Genomic DNA, 15941 nt, shown 5'->3' with positions numbered 1-15941 from the left:
TGTCATCACTTGAAGCGATGGACGTTCGACAGCTGCTTGTTGACGCTGAAGTTCTTGCGGTAAATCAGTGCCATCTTGCCGATGACCTGAACCAGGTCCGCTTTGCCGACCTTGCACAGTTCTGCGATGTTCGCCAGGCGCGACTCGCGATCGAGGATGTTGAGCTTGATTTTAATCAGCTCGTGATCCGCCAAAGCGCGTTCAAGTTCGGCTAACACACCTTCAGTCAAACCGTTGTCAGCCACAGTCAAAACTGGTTTCAGATGGTGGCCAATGGATTTGTACTGTTTCTTCTGCTCTTGAGTGAGCGGCATAATCTGACCCCTGCGTCTGATCTTGTAAAAAGCGGCGGCCAGTTTACCCGAGCGAGTACGGGACCGCCCAGTTAATCACGACCCGTTTTATTTTCGAGGTGGCCCGTGGCCCGTTCCAAGACAAGCCTTAAGTGGCTGCAAAGACATGTTAATGATCCCTATGTGAAGCAGGCGCAGAAGGATGGTTACCGCTCGCGTGCGAGTTACAAGCTTCTGGAGGTCCAGGAGAAATACAAACTGATCCGTCCAGGTATGAGCGTTGTCGACCTGGGTGCGGCGCCCGGCGGCTGGTCGCAGGTCACTAGTCGGCTGATCGGTGGTCAGGGGCGTCTGATCGCCTCGGACATCCTGGAAATGGACAGCATTCCGGACGTGACTTTCATTCAGGGTGACTTCACCCAGGACGAAGTGCTCGCTCAGATCCTTGAAGCCGTGGGTAATTCGCAGGTGGACCTTGTGATTTCCGATATGGCCCCCAATATGAGTGGTACGCCTGAGGTGGACATGCCAAAAGCCATGTTTCTATGTGAGCTGGCTCTTGATCTGGCGGCTCGGATACTCAAGCCGGGTGGTAATTTCGTGATCAAGGTGTTTCAGGGCGAAGGGTTTGATGCTTACGTGAAGGACGCTCGTCAGAAATTCGACAAGGTCCAGATGATCAAGCCGGACTCTTCCCGTGGCAGTTCCCGCGAGCAATACATGCTGGCTTGGGGCTACCGCGGTCGTAGTGAGTAAATCGAGGTTTTTTTTGCGGGTCGATAGGATTTTCGTATTTCGTCCCGTGAGCATTAGCGAATATTGTGTAGAAAGTGTTTCACAAAGGGTTACAGACGGCGCCTGCCAGAGCCGTAGGTAATGTAGTAAGTTAGGCCGGTGAATATCATGCGAAGCACGCGCCATTAGCGGAGCTTGCTTCAGAGGGTAGTTAATTGAACGATATGGCAAAGAATCTGATCCTGTGGTTGATCATCGCGGCTGTCCTGGTGACGGTGATGAACAACTTCTCCAGCCCTAACGAGCCGCAGACCCTCAACTATTCCGACTTCATCCAGCAGGTCAAGGATGGCAAGGTCGAGCGCGTAGCGGTTGATGGCTACGTGATTACCGGCAAGCGCAACGATGGCGACAGCTTCAAGACCATTCGTCCGGCAATCCAGGACAACGGTCTGATCGGCGACCTCGTGGATAACCACGTGGTAGTTGAAGGCAAGCAGCCTGAGCAGCAAAGCATCTGGACTCAACTCCTGGTCGCAAGCTTCCCGATCCTTGTAATCATCGCTGTCTTCATGTTCTTCATGCGGCAGATGCAGGGCGGTGCCGGTGGCAAGGGCGGGCCGATGAGCTTCGGCAAGAGCAAGGCGCGCCTGCTCTCCGAAGATCAGGTGAAAACCACTTTGGCTGACGTTGCCGGTTGCGACGAAGCCAAGGAAGAAGTTGGCGAGCTGGTCGAATTCCTGCGTGATCCAGGCAAGTTCCAGCGTTTGGGCGGTCGCATTCCTCGTGGCGTGCTGATGGTCGGTCCTCCTGGTACTGGTAAAACCTTGATCGCCAAGGCGATTGCCGGCGAAGCCAAAGTGCCGTTCTTCACCATTTCCGGTTCCGATTTCGTCGAAATGTTCGTCGGTGTCGGTGCCAGTCGTGTTCGTGACATGTTCGAGCAGGCGAAGAAGCACGCGCCATGCATCATCTTCATCGATGAAATCGACGCCGTCGGTCGCCACCGTGGTGCCGGCATGGGCGGCGGTCACGACGAGCGCGAACAGACTCTCAACCAGTTGCTGGTAGAGATGGACGGCTTTGAAATGAATGACGGCATCATCGTCATTGCAGCAACCAACCGTCCCGACGTGCTGGACCCTGCATTGCTGCGTCCGGGTCGTTTCGACCGTCAGGTCGTGGTCGGTCTGCCGGATATCCGTGGTCGCGAGCAGATTCTCAAAGTCCACATGCGCAAAGTGCCAATGGGTGACGACGTCGCTCCGGCCGTGATCGCGCGTGGTACTCCTGGTTTCTCCGGTGCCGACCTGGCCAACCTGGTAAACGAGGCGTCGTTGTTCGCAGCCCGTGCCGGCAAGCGCATCGTCGAGATGAAAGAGTTCGAACTGGCCAAAGACAAGATCATGATGGGTGCCGAGCGCAAATCCATGGTCATGTCCGAGAAAGAGAAGCAGAACACTGCTTATCACGAAGCTGGCCACGCTATCGTCGGTCGCGTCGTCCCTGAGCATGATCCGGTCTACAAAGTGTCGATCATCCCGCGCGGTCGCGCGCTCGGTGTGACCATGTTCCTGCCGGAAGAAGATCGCTACAGCCTGTCCAAGCGTGCACTGATCAGTCAGATCTGCTCGCTGTATGGCGGTCGTATCGCTGAAGAAATGACCTTGGGCTTCGACGGCGTCACTACCGGTGCATCCAACGACATCATGCGTGCCAGCCAGATCGCACGGAACATGGTGACCAAGTGGGGCTTGTCGGAAAAACTCGGCCCGTTGATGTACGCCGAAGAAGAGGGCGAAGTGTTCCTCGGTCGTGGCGGCGGTGGTCAACATGCCAGTTTCTCCGGCGAGACAGCCAAGCTGATCGACTCCGAAGTACGCAGCATCATTGACCAATGCTACGGCACGGCCAAACAGATCCTTACGGATAACCGTGACAAGCTTGACGCCATGGCGGATGCCTTGATGAAGTACGAGACGATCGATGCCGATCAGATCGATGACATCATGGCGGGTCGTGCACCTCGCGAGCCTCGCGACTGGTCTGGCGGTAGTGATACGTCCGGCACGCCTCCGGCGGTGCAGGATGGGCGTCCGGAAACGCCAATCGGTGGCCCGGCTGCTGACGTATAAGGTTTGAAATGACTTCTGTTCAGTCCTCGACCCGGTTGCCTTGCGGCAACCGGGTTCTTGATTTGGCCCAGACGCATGTCATGGGCATTCTCAATGTCACTCCCGACTCCTTTTCCGATGGCGGCCAATACAGCCAGCTGGATGCGGCCCTGCGTCACGCCGAGGCGATGGTGGCAGCTGGTGCGACGCTGATCGACGTTGGTGGTGAATCGACCCGGCCCGGTGCCAGGGCGGTTTCACCGCTTGAAGAGCTTGAGCGTGTAGCACCTATCGTTGAGCGCATCAGTCGTGAACTCGATGTGATCATTTCGGTCGATACTTCCACGCCGGCAGTCATGCGTGAAACCGCAAGGCTTGGGGCGGGTTTGATCAATGATGTGCGTTCGTTGCGCCGGGACGGTGCCCTGGATGCCGCGGCGGCCACCGGTTTGCCGGTGTGTCTGATGCATATGCTCGGTGAGCCGGGCGACATGCAGGACAATCCGCAGTATCAGGATGTGACGAAAGAGGTCGGCGAGTTTCTCGCCGAGCGCATGGTTCAGTGTGCGTCGGTGGGCATCCCTGCTGAGCGGATCATCCTCGATCCGGGCTTCGGCTTCGCGAAAACCTTGCAGCACAACCTGAGCTTGTTTAAGCATATGGAAGCCTTGCATGCCTTGGGGCGGCCCCTGTTGGTCGGGGTTTCGCGAAAGAGCATGATCGGGCAAGCCTTGAATCGGCCGGTGGGAGAGCGTCTGCATGGCGGTTTGGCGCTCGCGGCACTGGCTTCATTCAAGGGGGCGCGTATATTGCGCGTCCATGATGTGGCTGAAACGGTCGACGTAGTGCGAATGATTGCCGCAGTAGAATCAGCCGAATAAGAATGATGGAGTACTTATGAGCAAAAAATACTTTGGCACCGACGGCATTCGTGGTCGGGTCGGTGAATACCCGATTACTCCTGATTTCATGCTCAAGCTTGGCTGGGCGGCAGGCATGGCATTTCGCCGCATGGGTGCTTGCAAGGTGCTCGTGGGCAAGGACACCCGGATCTCCGGTTACATGTTCGAGTCGGCGCTTGAAGCCGGGCTGACCTCGGCAGGTGCTGATGTGATGCTCCTGGGGCCGATGCCGACGCCGGCCATCGCCTATCTGACACGTACCTTTCATGCCGAAGCCGGCATCGTGATCAGCGCTTCGCACAACCCTCATGACGACAACGGCATTAAATTTTTCTCCGGGAAGGGCACCAAGCTTCCGGATGAAGTCGAGCTGATGATCGAAGAGCTGCTCGACACCCCGATGACCGTGGTTGAGTCGAGCAAAATTGGCAAGGTATCGCGAATCAACGATGCCTCGGGCCGTTATATCGAATTCTGCAAGAGCAGCGTCCCGACCGGTACCAGTTTTGCCGGGCTGAAAATCGTGATCGATTGTGCCCATGGTGCGACCTATAAAGTGGCGCCTAGTGTGTTCCGTGAGCTGGGAGCCGATGTCGTTGTGCTTTCTGCTCATCCTAATGGCCTGAACATCAATGAAAATTGCGGTTCGACCCATATGGAACCACTGCAAGCTGCCGTATTGGCCGAGCACGCCGATTTGGGTATTGCCTTTGACGGTGATGGTGACCGGGTCCAGATGGTCGATCACACTGGCGCTGTCGTCGACGGCGACGAGTTGTTGTTCATCATCGCTCGCGATCTGCAAGAGCGCGGCAAGTTGCAGGGCGGTGTGGTCGGTACGCTGATGAGTAACCTGGGGCTGGAACTGGCCCTGGCTGATCTGGCGATTCCTTTTGTGCGCGCCAACGTTGGCGACCGTTACGTGATCTCCGAGTTGCTGGAGCGCGATTGGCAGGTGGGTGGGGAAAATTCGGGGCACATTGTGTGCTTCAGTCACACCACCACCGGTGATGCGATTATTGCCGCGTTGCAGGTGTTGATGGCGCTGAAGAGGCGCGCAGAAGGCCTGGCTCAGTCCCGCCAGGCGCTGCGCAAGTGTCCTCAAGTGCTGATCAATGTCCGGTTTGGCGGTGGTGCGAGTCCTCTCGAGCATCCGAAAGTCAAGGAGGCCAGTGATCGTGTCACCCAGGCGATGGCTGGTCGTGGGCGCGTACTGTTGCGCAAGTCCGGGACAGAGCCGCTGGTGCGGGTCATGGTCGAGGGTGAGGACGAAACGCAGGTCCGCGGTTACGCCGAAGAGCTGGCAAAACTGGTAACTGAAGTTTCTGTCTGATTTCGGCTTGCCAGCCATGATTGTGTTGGGTAACATCTGCGCCCACTTTGACCGACGAGGTACAGCATGCGTCGCCCTATGGTAGCTGGTAACTGGAAGATGCACGGTACCCGCGCCAGCGTCGCTGAGCTGATCAATGGCCTTGGTCATCTGGCCTTGCCGAGCGGTGTTGATGTCGCGGTATTCCCGCCTTGCTTGCATATCAATCAAGTGATTGATGGCTTGAAAGGCAAGTCGATTTCGGTCGGCGCGCAGAATTCTGCAGTGGAATCCATGCAAGGTGCATTGACTGGTGAAGTTGCGCCGAGTCAGTTGGTGGATGCAGGTTGTTCCCTGGTGCTTGTCGGGCACTCCGAGCGCCGCCAGATAATGGGCGAGCAGGACGGAATGCTGATTCGCAAGTTCGCAGCGGCGCAGGCATGTGGCTTGATTCCGGTGTTGTGCGTAGGGGAGACCCTTGAAGAGCGCGAAGCTGGAAAAACTCCTGAGGTTGTCGGACGTCAGCTTGGCAGTATCATTGAGGAGCTGGGTGTAGGTGTCTTTGCAAAGGCAGTAATCGCTTACGAGCCGGTCTGGGCCATTGGCACCGGGCTGACTGCTTCGCCGCAGCAGGCGCAGGATGTGCACGCAGCCATTCGCGCTCAGTTGGCGGTAGAGAATTCTGAGGTCGCGCAAGGTGTGCGGCTTCTATACGGCGGCAGCGTGAAGGCGGCCAATGCGGTCGAACTGTTCGGCATGCCGGATATCGATGGGGGGCTCATTGGTGGAGCTTCCCTGAATGCAGATGAGTTCGGTGCGATTTGTCGCGCCGCGGGAAACTGAAAAAATGCTGGAAACAGTCGTAGTCGTTTTTCATCTGCTGGGTGCATTGGGCGTAGTTGCTCTGGTTTTGCTGCAGCAGGGTAAAGGTGCGGATGCTGGCGCGTCTTTCGGAGCAGGTGCTTCAAATACTGTGTTCGGAAGCCAAGGTTCCTCTACCTTTCTTAGTAAGTTTACTGCTATACTTGCCGCCGGTTTCTTCATAACCAGCTTGGGGTTAGGTTACTTTGCTAAAGAGAAGGCTCATGAGCTGACTCAAGTAGGTTTGCCAAACCCGGCAGTGTTGGAAGTTCCAAAGCAACAACCGGCTTCTGATGATGTCCCGGTGCTTCAAGAGCAAAAGTCGGCTACTCCAGCGACTGACGTACCTCCAGCTCAAGAGCAGAAGTAAGAAGGGTTTCAAACGTAGTATTGCCGAGGTGGTGGAATTGGTAGACACGCAACCTTGAGGTGGTTGTGCCCATAGGGTGTAGGGGTTCGAGTCCCCTTCTCGGTACCAATTATCAGGAGAGCCCGCTGTTGCGGGCTTTCTTGTAGGTGGAAGGTTACATTGACCCTGTCAGGGATCGGTCGTATACTTCCGCCCCAGCTTTGTCGCGGGGTGGAGCAGTCTGGTAGCTCGTCGGGCTCATAACCCGAAGGTCGTCGGTTCAAATCCGGCCCCCGCAACCAGTTTAAGGAGCCCCTTTTCAGGGGCTTTTTGTTAGCTGGATACTTTCAACGCCGCTGTTCAACGGCGTTTCAAGGATGGGCGTTTCGCCCATTTTTTTATTTTGCACAGCATGCACATACATGCACGAGGGGGTTCAGGTGTCGAGCAAGCTAGAAGAGTTGCAGGCCTTGCTGGCCCCGGTGGTCGTGGCCCTAGGCTATGAATGCTGGGGTATTGAGTTTTCGGCTCAAGGTCGCCACTCAATGTTGCGCGTTTATATTGATAAAGAGGGCGGCGTGCTGGTGGACGATTGTGCCATCGTCAGCCGTCAGATCAGCGGTGTATTGGATGTTGAAGATCCGATCGCGGTTGAATACACCCTTGAAGTTTCCTCGCCTGGCATGGAACGCCCACTGTTCACTATTGAGCAGTTTGCAAAATTTGCCGGTGAACAAGTGAAGATCAAGCTGCGCTCGCCTTTTGAAGGTCGGCGCAACTTTCAGGGCCTTCTGCGCGGTGTAGAAGAGCAGGACGTCGTGGTGCAGGTTGAAGACCATGAGTTCCTGTTGCCGATCGATATGATCGACAAGGCCAACATTATTCCCAGTTTTGACTGAGACGCGGATCCCGCGGATCCAATGGCTTGCGAAAGGCGAGGCGTACGATGAGCAAAGAAGTACTGCTGGTTGTTGAGTCGGTATCCAATGAAAAGGGCGTACCGGCAAACGTAATTTTTGAAGCGCTGGAGCTGGCCCTGGCCACTGCTACCAAAAAGCGTTTTGAGGACGAAGTCGATCTGCGTGTGGAAATCAATCGCCACACCGGTGCTTACGAGACATTCCGTCGCTGGACGGTCGTCGAAGAAGCAGACCTGGACGATCCGGCCATCGAAACCTGGCCGAGCAAGGTTGCAGAAACGCATCCTGGTGCCAAGGTCGGTGACGTTGTCGAAGAAAAGATCGAATCCATCGAGTTCGGCCGCATTGCTGCACAGACTGCCAAGCAGGTCATCGTGCAGAAAGTTCGTGAAGCCGAGCGTGCTCAAGTCGTTGACGCCTATCGCGAGCGCCTGGGAGAAATCATCTCCGGCACCGTGAAGAAAGTCACCCGCGACAACGTGATCGTCGATCTGGGCAATAACGCTGAAGCGTTGCTGGCCCGTGAAGACATTATTTCTCGCGAAACCTTCCGGGTTGGCGTGCGTCTGCGTGCGCTGCTCAAGGAAATCCGCACCGAGAACCGCGGTCCTCAGCTGATCCTGTCGCGTACCGCGCCGGAAATGCTGATCGAGTTGTTCCGCATCGAAGTGCCGGAAATCGCTGAAGGCCTGATCGAAGTAATGGCTGCGTCCCGCGACCCGGGTTCGCGCGCCAAGATCGCGGTCCGCTCCAAGGACAAACGCATTGATCCGCAAGGCGCTTGCATCGGTATGCGCGGTTCGCGCGTCCAGGCAGTGTCGGGCGAATTGGGCGGCGAGCGTGTGGACATCGTCCTGTGGGACGATAACCCGGCGCAGTTCGTGATCAATGCAATGTCGCCGGCTGAAGTGGCGGCAATTATCGTTGACGAAGATGCCCATGCAATGGACATCGCCGTTGGCGCAGACAATCTTGCTCAGGCCATCGGTCGCGGTGGTCAGAACGTGCGTCTGGCTAGCCAGTTGACTGGCTGGACCCTGAACGTGATGACCGAATCGGACATCCAGGCTAAGCAGCAAGCAGAAACCGGCGACATCCTGCGCAACTTCATCGACGAGCTGGAAGTCGACGAAGACCTGGCACAGGTGCTGGTAGATGAAGGCTTTACCAGCCTGGAAGAGATTGCCTACGTACCGTTGGAAGAAATGCTCAACATCGACGGCTTTGACGAAGAAACCGTCAACGAGCTTCGCGCTCGCGCCAAGGATCGTTTGTTGACTAAAGCCATCGCTACTGAGGAAAAGCTGGCAGACGCCCATCCGGCCGAAGACCTGCTCTCGCTTGAGGGTATGGACAAGGATTTGGCGATGGAACTGGCGGTGCGCGGCGTAATTACCCGCGAAGACCTGGCCGAGCAGTCTATTGACGACCTGCTCGACATCGACGGCATTGACGATGATCGTGCCGGCAAGTTGATCATGGCCGCCCGAGCCCATTGGTTCGAGTAATTAGGCGCGGCCTGAGGAGAGAAGTGCATGACGCAAGTCACGGTGAAACAACTGGCCGATGAGGTCAAAACACCGGTAGAGCGCCTGTTGCAGCAGATGCGTGAGGCAGGTCTGCCGCACACCGCCGCCGATGAAGGTGTGAGCGATAGTGAGAAGCAGTCTTTGCTGACTCACTTGAAGAGCAGCCACAAGGCGAAAGTGGAAGAACCGCGCAAGATTACATTGCAGCGCAAAACCACCAGCACCCTGCGTGTTGCTGGTAGCAAGAGCATCAGCGTTGAAGTACGCAAGAAGAAAGTCTTCGTACAACGCAGCCCGGAAGAAATCGAAGCCGAGCGCAAACGCGAACTGGAAGAACGCCGCGCAGTAGAAAATGCTGCACGTCAGAAGGCTGAAGAAGAAGCCAAGCGTCGCGCCGAAGAAGAAGCGCGTCGCCAGCCTGCTGCTGCGCAAACCGCTACTAACGACGCCGTTGCAGCGCCTGCTGCAGTTGCCGAGCCAGTGCGTGAAAGCGCGCCGGTTATTGCAGCTGCACCAGCTCCTGCGGCCGACACTCGCAAGCGCGACGAACAGCGTCGTCCGGACAAACCACGTGCCGACGATAGCAATCGTCGTGGCAGTGGCGATGGCGAGCGCAAAAACGCTCCGCATCGTGCTTCGGTCAAGGAAAAAGCGCCTGCTCCACGTGTTGCGCCACGTACTACCGACGAAGAAAGCGATGGCTTCCGTCGTGGTGGTCGCGGCAAGGCCAAGCTGAAGAAACGCAACGCCCACGGTTTCCAGAGCCCAACCGGCCCTGTTGTGCGCGAAGTGAAGATCGGCGAGACCATCACTGTTGGCGATCTCGCCCAGCAGATGTCGGTCAAGGCTGCTGAAATCATCAAGTTCATGTTCAAACTGGGTACTCCAGCGACCATCAACCAGGTACTGGATCAGGAAACTGCCCAACTGGTTGCCGAAGAGCTGGGCCACAAAGTGACCCTGGTCAGCGACACCGCCCTGGAAGATTCCCTGGCCGAGTCCCTGAAGTTTGAAGGTGAAGCGTTCTCCCGTGCACCGGTTGTGACCGTAATGGGCCACGTTGACCACGGTAAGACCTCGCTGCTCGACTACATCCGTCGTGCCAAGGTAGCTGCTGGCGAAGCCGGCGGTATCACCCAGCACATCGGTGCGTACCACGTTGAAACCGAACGCGGCATGGTCACCTTCCTCGACACCCCTGGTCACGCCGCGTTTACCGCCATGCGTGCCCGTGGTGCCAAGGCGACCGACATCGTGATCCTGGTGGTTGCAGCGGACGACGGCGTAATGCCGCAGACCGTTGAAGCTGTTCAGCACGCCAAGGCTGCTGGTGTTCCGCTGGTTGTTGCAGTGAACAAAATCGACAAGCCGGGCGCCGATCTCGATCGCATCCGTAGCGAACTGTCGGTTCACGGCGTGACTTCGGAAGAGTGGGGCGGCGACACCCCGTTCGTATCGGTTTCGGCGAAAGTCGGTACTGGCGTGGACGAGTTGCTCGAAGCTGTTCTGCTGCAAGCTGAAGTTCTCGAACTGAAAGCGACCCCTTCGGCTCCTGGCCGTGGCGTCGTGGTTGAATCGCGTCTCGACAAAGGTCGTGGCCCGGTTGCAACCGTTCTGGTTCAAGACGGTACCCTGCGCCAAGGCGACATGGTGCTGGTCGGTTCGAACTATGGCCGCGTTCGCGCCATGCTCGACGAGAACGGCAAGCCAATCAAGGAAGCCGGTCCTTCCATCCCTGTCGAGATTCTCGGCCTGGACGGTACCCCGGACGCTGGCGACGAGATGAGCGTGGTTGCCGACGAGAAGAAAGCCCGTGAAGTGGCTCTGTTCCGTCAAGGCAAGTTCCGCGAAGTCAAACTGGCCCGTGCTCACGCTGGCAAGCTTGAAAACATCTTCGAGAACATGGGTCAGGAAGAGAAGAAGACGCTCAACATCGTCCTCAAATCCGACGTCCGTGGTTCGCTGGAAGCGTTGAACGGTGCCTTGAATGGCCTGGGTAACGACGAAGTGCAAGTGCGCGTGGTCGGTGGCGGTGTCGGTGGTATCACCGAATCCGACGCCAACCTGGCACTGGCCTCCAACGCTGTACTGTTCGGCTTCAACGTGCGTGCCGATGCTGGCGCTCGCAAGATCGTCGAGCAGGAAGGTCTGGATATGCGTTACTACAACGTGATCTACGACATCATCGAAGACGTCAAGAAAGCCCTCACCGGTATGCTGGGCAGCGATGTTCGCGAGAACATCCTGGGTACCGCTGAAGTGCGTGACGTGTTCCGTTCGCCGAAGTTTGGCGCGATCGCCGGTTGCATGGTTATCGAAGGTGTTGTTCACCGTAACCGTCCAATCCGTGTACTGCGTGAAGACATCGTTATCTTCGAAGGCGAGCTGGAATCCCTGCGCCGCTTCAAGGATGACGCTTCCGAAGTACGCGCCGGCATGGAATGCGGTATCGGCGTGAAGAGCTACAACGACGTCAAAGTCGGCGACAAGATCGAAGTCTTCGAGAAGGTGCAGGTTGCTCGCAGCCTCTAACTCGCGCACTTCAAGGGCCACGATGAGCCACCGCATGCAGATGCGCGGCGCAACGTCCGGACTCTAAACGCAACGCCCGGTCTGGCTTTTGTCAGGCCGGGCGTTTGCCGCTTTCAGACCCCTCGGGTTTCACCGTGGGGCAGTAACAGGTAACAAGACATGGCAAAAGAATACAGCCGTACCCAACGTATCGGCGATCAGATGCAGCGTGAGCTGGCACAGCTGATCCGTCGTGAAGTCAAAGACCCGCGCGTCGGCCTGGTCACCATTACCGCTGTTGAAGTCAGCCGTGACGTCGGTCACGCCAAGATCTTCATCACCGTGATGGGCCAGGACAGCCGCGACGACATCGCGCAAAGCATCAAGGTGCTCAACTCCGCCGCAGGTTTCCTGCGTATGCAGTTGGCTCGCGAAATGAAGTTGCGCAGCGTTCCGCAGTTGCACTTCCATTACGACGAAAGCGTCGTGCGTGGCGCGCACCTGTCGGCCCTGATCGAGCGTGCGGTGGCTGAAGACAATCAGCACCCGGTAGCGGCTGAACCCGAAGACGCCAAGGAGTAATCGGTGGCTCAGGTCAAACGTATCCGTCGTAACGTCAGCGGCATCATCCTGCTCGACAAGCCGCTGGGGTTCACCTCCAACGCGGCGTTGCAGAAGGTCCGCTGGTTGCTCAATGCCGAGAAGGCCGGGCACACCGGCAGTCTTGATCCGCTGGCCACCGGCGTGCTGCCGTTGTGCTTCGGCGAGGCCACCAAGTTCTCGCAATACCTGCTCGATTCCGACAAGGGTTATGAAACCCTGGCGCAACTGGGCAAGACCACCACCACGGCCGATGCCGAAGGTGAAGTTTTGCTGGAACGCCCGGTGACCGTTGGTCGCGCCGATATCGAAGCTGTGCTGCCGAAATTTCGTGGGCAAATCAGTCAGATACCGCCGATGTACTCGGCGCTCAAGCGTGATGGCCAACCGCTGTACAAGCTGGCCCGTGCAGGCGAAGTAGTGGAGCGCGAACCGCGTTCTGTTACTATTGCGCGCTTGGAATTACTGGCCTTTGAGGGTGATACTGCGCGGCTTGCGGTGGATTGCAGCAAAGGCACCTATATCCGCACCCTGGTGGAGGATATCGGTGAGCAACTCGGTTGTGGCGCTTACGTGGCTGAATTGCGACGTACCCAGGCCGGGCCTTTCACGCTTGCACAGACCGTCACGCTGGAAGAGCTTGAAGCGGTACATGCCGAAGGCGGCAACGAGGCGGTCGACCGCTTTCTGATGCCATCGGACAGCGGTCTGCTGGACTGGCCACTGTTGCATTTCTCGGAGCACAGCGCGTTCTACTGGCTTAACGGCCAACCGGTCCGCGCCCCGGATGCACCGAAGTTCGGCATGGTACGGGTACAGGATCACAACGGTCGCTTCATCGGTATCGGTGAAGTGAGCGAAGACGGGCGCATCGCGCCGCGTCGACTGATTCGGTCAGAATGACCGAAACCGGCCTGTGTAACAGCAGGCCGGCGAGTGTGGCTGTTAACAGGCACGGTCACTACTCATTTATAGATACAGGGATTTGTCCCTGGCCTGTTGAAGCTGTTTCTTTGAAACAGTTTCCTGATAAAAGGATTGCCTCATGGCTCTCGACGTTCAAGAAAAAGCTCAAATCGTAGCTGACTACCAGCAAGCTGTTGGTGACACTGGTTCGCCAGAAGTGCAAGTTGCACTGCTGACCGCCAACATCAACAAGCTGCAAGGTCACTTCAAGGCCAACGGTAAAGATCACCACTCCCGTCGTGGTCTGATCCGCATGGTAAACCAGCGCCGTAAGCTGCTGGACTACCTGAAAGGCAAGGATCTGGGCCGTTACCAGGCTCTGATCGGTCGCCTGGGTCTGCGTCGCTAATAAGCGATTGCGCTAGAGGTTGGTTGTCTGTCGTGCGTCAGTGGGTTTCCCGCTGGCGCATGGCAGGCTCCCAGCCTCAAGTTTTATCTGGATAGTCGTTTTACCCTGGACAGGCGTTGGGCCGATTCCCGACATTGCCCAAGAATTTCGCAAGAAGACAAGTTCCCCAAGAGCCACAAAAGAAGGTAGGACACCGTGAACCCGGTAATCAAAAAATTCCAGTTCGGTCAGTCGACCGTTACCCTCGAGACTGGCCGTATCGCCCGTCAGGCCTCCGGCGCAGTATTGGTCACCGTTGACGACGACGTCAGCGTATTGGTGACCGTTGTTGGTGCCAAACAAGCCGATCCAGGCAAGGGCTTCTTCCCTCTGTCCGTTCACTACCAGGAAAAGACTTACGCTGCCGGTAAGATCCCTGGCGGTTTCTTCAAGCGTGAAGGCCGTCCTTCCGAGAAAGAAACCCTGACTTCCCGACTGATCGACCGTCCGATCCGTCCGCTGTTCCCAGAAGGCTTCATGAACGAAGTGCAGGTTGTCTGCACCGTCGTTTCCACCAGCAAGAAGACCGATCCGGACATCGCTGCGATGATCGGTACCTCGGCTGCCCTGGCCATCTCCGGCATTCCTTTCGATGGCCCGATCGGCGCTGCCCGCGTTGCGTTCCATGAAAGCACCGGTTACCTGCTGAACCCGACTTACGAACAGCTGAAAGCTTCGAGCCTGGACATGGTCGTTGCCGGTACTTCGGAAGCCGTGTTGATGGTTGAATCGGAAGCCAAAGAGCTGACCGAAGACCAGATGCTGGGCGCAGTACTGTTTGCGCACGACGAGTTCCAGGTGGTGATCAACGCCGTCAAGGAACTGGCCGCTGAAGCTGCCAAGCCAACCTGGACCTGGGCTCCTCAGCCAGAAGCCACCGCACTGCTGGGCGCTATCCGTGCCGAGTTCGGCGACGCGATCTCCCAGGCTTACACCATCACCATCAAGGCCGACCGTTACGCTCGTCTGGGCGAACTGAAAGACCAGGTGGTTGCCAAGCTGTCCGGCGAAGAAGGCCAACCGACTTCCGCTGAAGTCAAAGCGGCTTTCGGCGAAATCGAATACCGCACCGTTCGCGAAAACATTGTTAACGGCAAGCCACGTATCGACGGTCGCGACACCAAGACCGTACGTCCGCTGAACATCGAAGTCGGCGTTCTGCCGAAGACCCACGGTTCGGCACTGTTCACCCGTGGCGAAACCCAGGCCCTGGTAGTCGCGACTCTGGGTACTGCCCGTGACGCACAGCTGCTGGACACCCTGGAAGGCGAGAAAAAAGACCCGTTCATGCTGCACTACAACTTCCCTCCGTTCTCGGTAGGTGAGTGTGGTCGCATGGGTGGCGCTGGTCGTCGCGAAATCGGTCACGGCCGTCTGGCCCGTCGTTCGGTTCAGGCCATGCTGCCTGCTGCCGACGTGTTCCCGTACACCATCCGTGTGGTGTCGGAAATCACCGAGTCCAACGGTTCGAGCTCCATGGCTTCGGTCTGCGGCGCTTCCCTGGCTCTGATGGATGCCGGCGTTCCGATGAAGGCACCGGTTGCCGGTATCGCCATGGGTCTGGTTAAAGAAGGCGAGAAATTCGCTGTCCTGACCGACATCCTGGGCGACGAAGATCACCTCGGCGACATGGACTTCAAAGTAGCCGGTACCGCCAAAGGTGTTACCGCGCTGCAGATGGACATCAAGATCAAGGGCATCACCGAAGAAATCATGGAAATCGCTCTGGGCCAAGCCCTGGAAGCGCGCCTGAATATCCTCGGTCAGATGAACCAGATCATTGGCCAGTCGCGTACCGAGCTGTCGGAAAACGCTCCGACCATGATCGCGATGAAAATCGACACCGACAAAATCCGTGATGTCATCGGTAAAGGCGGCGCGACCATTCGTGCGATCTGTGAAGAGACCAAGGCTTCGATCGACATCGAAGACGACGGTTCGATCAAGATCTTCGGCGAAACCAAGGAAGCTGCAGAAGCTGCGCGTCAGCGCGTTCTGGGCATCACCGCTGAAGCCGAGATCGGTAAGATCTACGTCGGTAAGGTTGAGCGCATCGTCGACTTCGGCGCATTCGTCAACATCCTGCCGGGCAAGGACGGTCTGGTTCACATCTCGATGCTGAGCGATGCTCGCGTTGAGAAAGTGACCGACATCCTGAAAGAAGGCCAGGAAGTGGAAGTACTGGTACTGGACGTGGACAACCGCGGCCGTATCAAGCTGTCCATCAAAGACGTAGCAGCAGCCAAGGCTTCGGGCGTTTAATCACTCCCACGCCTGACCGCTTCAACGCTATAAAAAATGCCCCGCCGTGAAAACGGCGGGGCATTTTTTTGTGTGCAGGAAAGTATCTGAGCATGAACTTACTGTGGCGAGGTAGCTTGCTCCCGCTGGGTTGCGAAGCGACCCTGATGCATTACGCCAGGCCACTGCGTGTACCGGTTTACGGCTGCTACGCAGCCGA

The 15941-nt window shown here is 57.3% G+C and carries 14 protein-coding genes and 2 tRNA genes; 15 read left to right on the top strand and 1 reads right to left on the bottom strand.

The genetic code is table 11. The features are described from left to right. Nucleotides 1-5 precede the first annotated feature (5 nt). Entirely contained in the window at nt 6-314 is a 309-nt protein-coding gene (locus PMI30_RS27605) for a YhbY family RNA-binding protein (RefSeq protein ID WP_008005472.1), read from the bottom strand. A 105-nt stretch (nt 315-419) separates the two neighbouring features. Between PMI30_RS27605 and rlmE the strand changes: the two genes are divergently transcribed. The 15 genes from rlmE (at nt 420) to pnp (ending at nt 15742) form a co-directional block, all read left to right on the top strand. After that, nucleotides 420-1049, top strand: a complete 630-nt coding sequence (gene rlmE, locus PMI30_RS27610; protein ID WP_008005470.1) for a 23S rRNA (uridine(2552)-2'-O)-methyltransferase RlmE — start codon at nt 420-422, stop codon at nt 1047-1049. 203 nt (nt 1050-1252) lie between these two features. After that, nucleotides 1253-3163: an ATP-dependent zinc metalloprotease FtsH gene (gene ftsH, locus PMI30_RS27615; protein ID WP_030128083.1), complete on the top strand. Its 1911-nt coding sequence runs from the start codon at nt 1253-1255 to the stop codon at nt 3161-3163. A gap of 8 nt (nt 3164-3171) precedes the next feature. Next, complete coding sequence (gene folP / locus PMI30_RS27620) at nt 3172-4023, top strand: dihydropteroate synthase (RefSeq protein WP_008005468.1); 852 nt, start codon at nt 3172-3174, stop codon at nt 4021-4023. A gap of 16 nt (nt 4024-4039) precedes the next feature. Next, nucleotides 4040-5377, top strand: coding sequence for a phosphoglucosamine mutase (glmM, locus tag PMI30_RS27625; protein WP_008005466.1), 1338 nt, complete (start codon nt 4040-4042; stop codon nt 5375-5377). A gap of 66 nt (nt 5378-5443) precedes the next feature. After that, entirely contained in the window at nt 5444-6199 is a 756-nt protein-coding gene (gene tpiA, locus PMI30_RS27630) for a triose-phosphate isomerase (protein ID WP_008005463.1), read from the top strand. 4 nt (nt 6200-6203) lie between these two features. Beyond that, nucleotides 6204-6587, top strand: a complete 384-nt coding sequence (gene secG, locus PMI30_RS27635) for a preprotein translocase subunit SecG (RefSeq protein ID WP_030128079.1) — start codon at nt 6204-6206, stop codon at nt 6585-6587. A gap of 22 nt (nt 6588-6609) precedes the next feature. Next, nucleotides 6610-6695, top strand: a tRNA-Leu gene (locus PMI30_RS27640). A 96-nt stretch (nt 6696-6791) separates the two neighbouring features. After that, nucleotides 6792-6868 (top strand) — tRNA-Met (locus tag PMI30_RS27645). 138 nt (nt 6869-7006) lie between these two features. After that, nucleotides 7007-7465, top strand: a complete 459-nt coding sequence (rimP, locus tag PMI30_RS27650) for a ribosome maturation factor RimP (protein ID WP_010463487.1) — start codon at nt 7007-7009, stop codon at nt 7463-7465. 47 nt (nt 7466-7512) lie between these two features. Beyond that, nucleotides 7513-8994, top strand: coding sequence for a transcription termination factor NusA (gene nusA / locus PMI30_RS27655; RefSeq protein ID WP_007900474.1), 1482 nt, complete (start codon nt 7513-7515; stop codon nt 8992-8994). Nucleotides 8995-9021: 27 nt separating this feature from the next. Next, on the top strand, nt 9022-11547 hold the full coding sequence (gene infB, locus PMI30_RS27660) for a translation initiation factor IF-2 (RefSeq protein ID WP_008005458.1): 2526 nt from the start codon (nt 9022-9024) through the stop codon (nt 11545-11547). 159 nt (nt 11548-11706) lie between these two features. Further along, nucleotides 11707-12108, top strand: coding sequence for a 30S ribosome-binding factor RbfA (gene rbfA, locus PMI30_RS27665; protein ID WP_007900467.1), 402 nt, complete (start codon nt 11707-11709; stop codon nt 12106-12108). 3 nt (nt 12109-12111) lie between these two features. Further along, a complete protein-coding gene (gene truB / locus PMI30_RS27670) occupies nt 12112-13029 on the top strand; it encodes a tRNA pseudouridine(55) synthase TruB (protein ID WP_007900465.1) in 918 nt (305 codons plus the stop codon). A 142-nt stretch (nt 13030-13171) separates the two neighbouring features. After that, nucleotides 13172-13441 carry a 30S ribosomal protein S15 gene (gene rpsO, locus PMI30_RS0129360; RefSeq protein ID WP_032834718.1) on the top strand — a complete coding sequence of 90 codons (270 nt, stop codon included), beginning with the start codon at nt 13172-13174 and terminating at the stop codon, nt 13439-13441. Nucleotides 13442-13636: 195 nt separating this feature from the next. Continuing rightward, nucleotides 13637-15742: a polyribonucleotide nucleotidyltransferase gene (pnp, locus tag PMI30_RS27675; protein WP_008005453.1), complete on the top strand. Its 2106-nt coding sequence runs from the start codon at nt 13637-13639 to the stop codon at nt 15740-15742. Nucleotides 15743-15941: the final 199 nt, after the last annotated feature.

The sequence above is a fragment of the Pseudomonas sp. GM50 genome, from assembly GCF_000282375.1.
Taxonomy (GTDB): Bacteria; Pseudomonadota; Gammaproteobacteria; order Pseudomonadales; family Pseudomonadaceae; genus Aquipseudomonas.
Note: the sequence above shows the minus strand (reverse complement) of the source record. Positions and strands in the feature narration are given on the sequence as shown.

Excerpts from the sequence above, each read along its gene's own strand:
- PMI30_RS27605 (WP_008005472.1), bottom strand. The coding sequence starts at position 314 with ATGCCGCTCACTCAAGAGCAGAAGAAACAGTACAAATCCATTGGCCAC.
- ftsH (WP_030128083.1), top strand. The coding sequence starts at position 1,253 with ATGGCAAAGAATCTGATCCTGTGGTTGATCATCGCGGCTGTCCTGGTG.
- folP (WP_008005468.1), top strand. The coding sequence starts at position 3,172 with ATGACTTCTGTTCAGTCCTCGACCCGGTTGCCTTGCGGCAACCGGGTT.
- glmM (WP_008005466.1), top strand. The coding sequence starts at position 4,040 with ATGAGCAAAAAATACTTTGGCACCGACGGCATTCGTGGTCGGGTCGGT.
- tpiA (WP_008005463.1), top strand. The coding sequence starts at position 5,444 with ATGCGTCGCCCTATGGTAGCTGGTAACTGGAAGATGCACGGTACCCGC.
- secG (WP_030128079.1), top strand. The coding sequence starts at position 6,204 with ATGCTGGAAACAGTCGTAGTCGTTTTTCATCTGCTGGGTGCATTGGGC.
- nusA (WP_007900474.1), top strand. The coding sequence starts at position 7,513 with ATGAGCAAAGAAGTACTGCTGGTTGTTGAGTCGGTATCCAATGAAAAG.
- infB (WP_008005458.1), top strand. The coding sequence starts at position 9,022 with ATGACGCAAGTCACGGTGAAACAACTGGCCGATGAGGTCAAAACACCG.
- rbfA (WP_007900467.1), top strand. The coding sequence starts at position 11,707 with ATGGCAAAAGAATACAGCCGTACCCAACGTATCGGCGATCAGATGCAG.
- rpsO (WP_032834718.1), top strand. The coding sequence starts at position 13,172 with ATGGCTCTCGACGTTCAAGAAAAAGCTCAAATCGTAGCTGACTACCAG.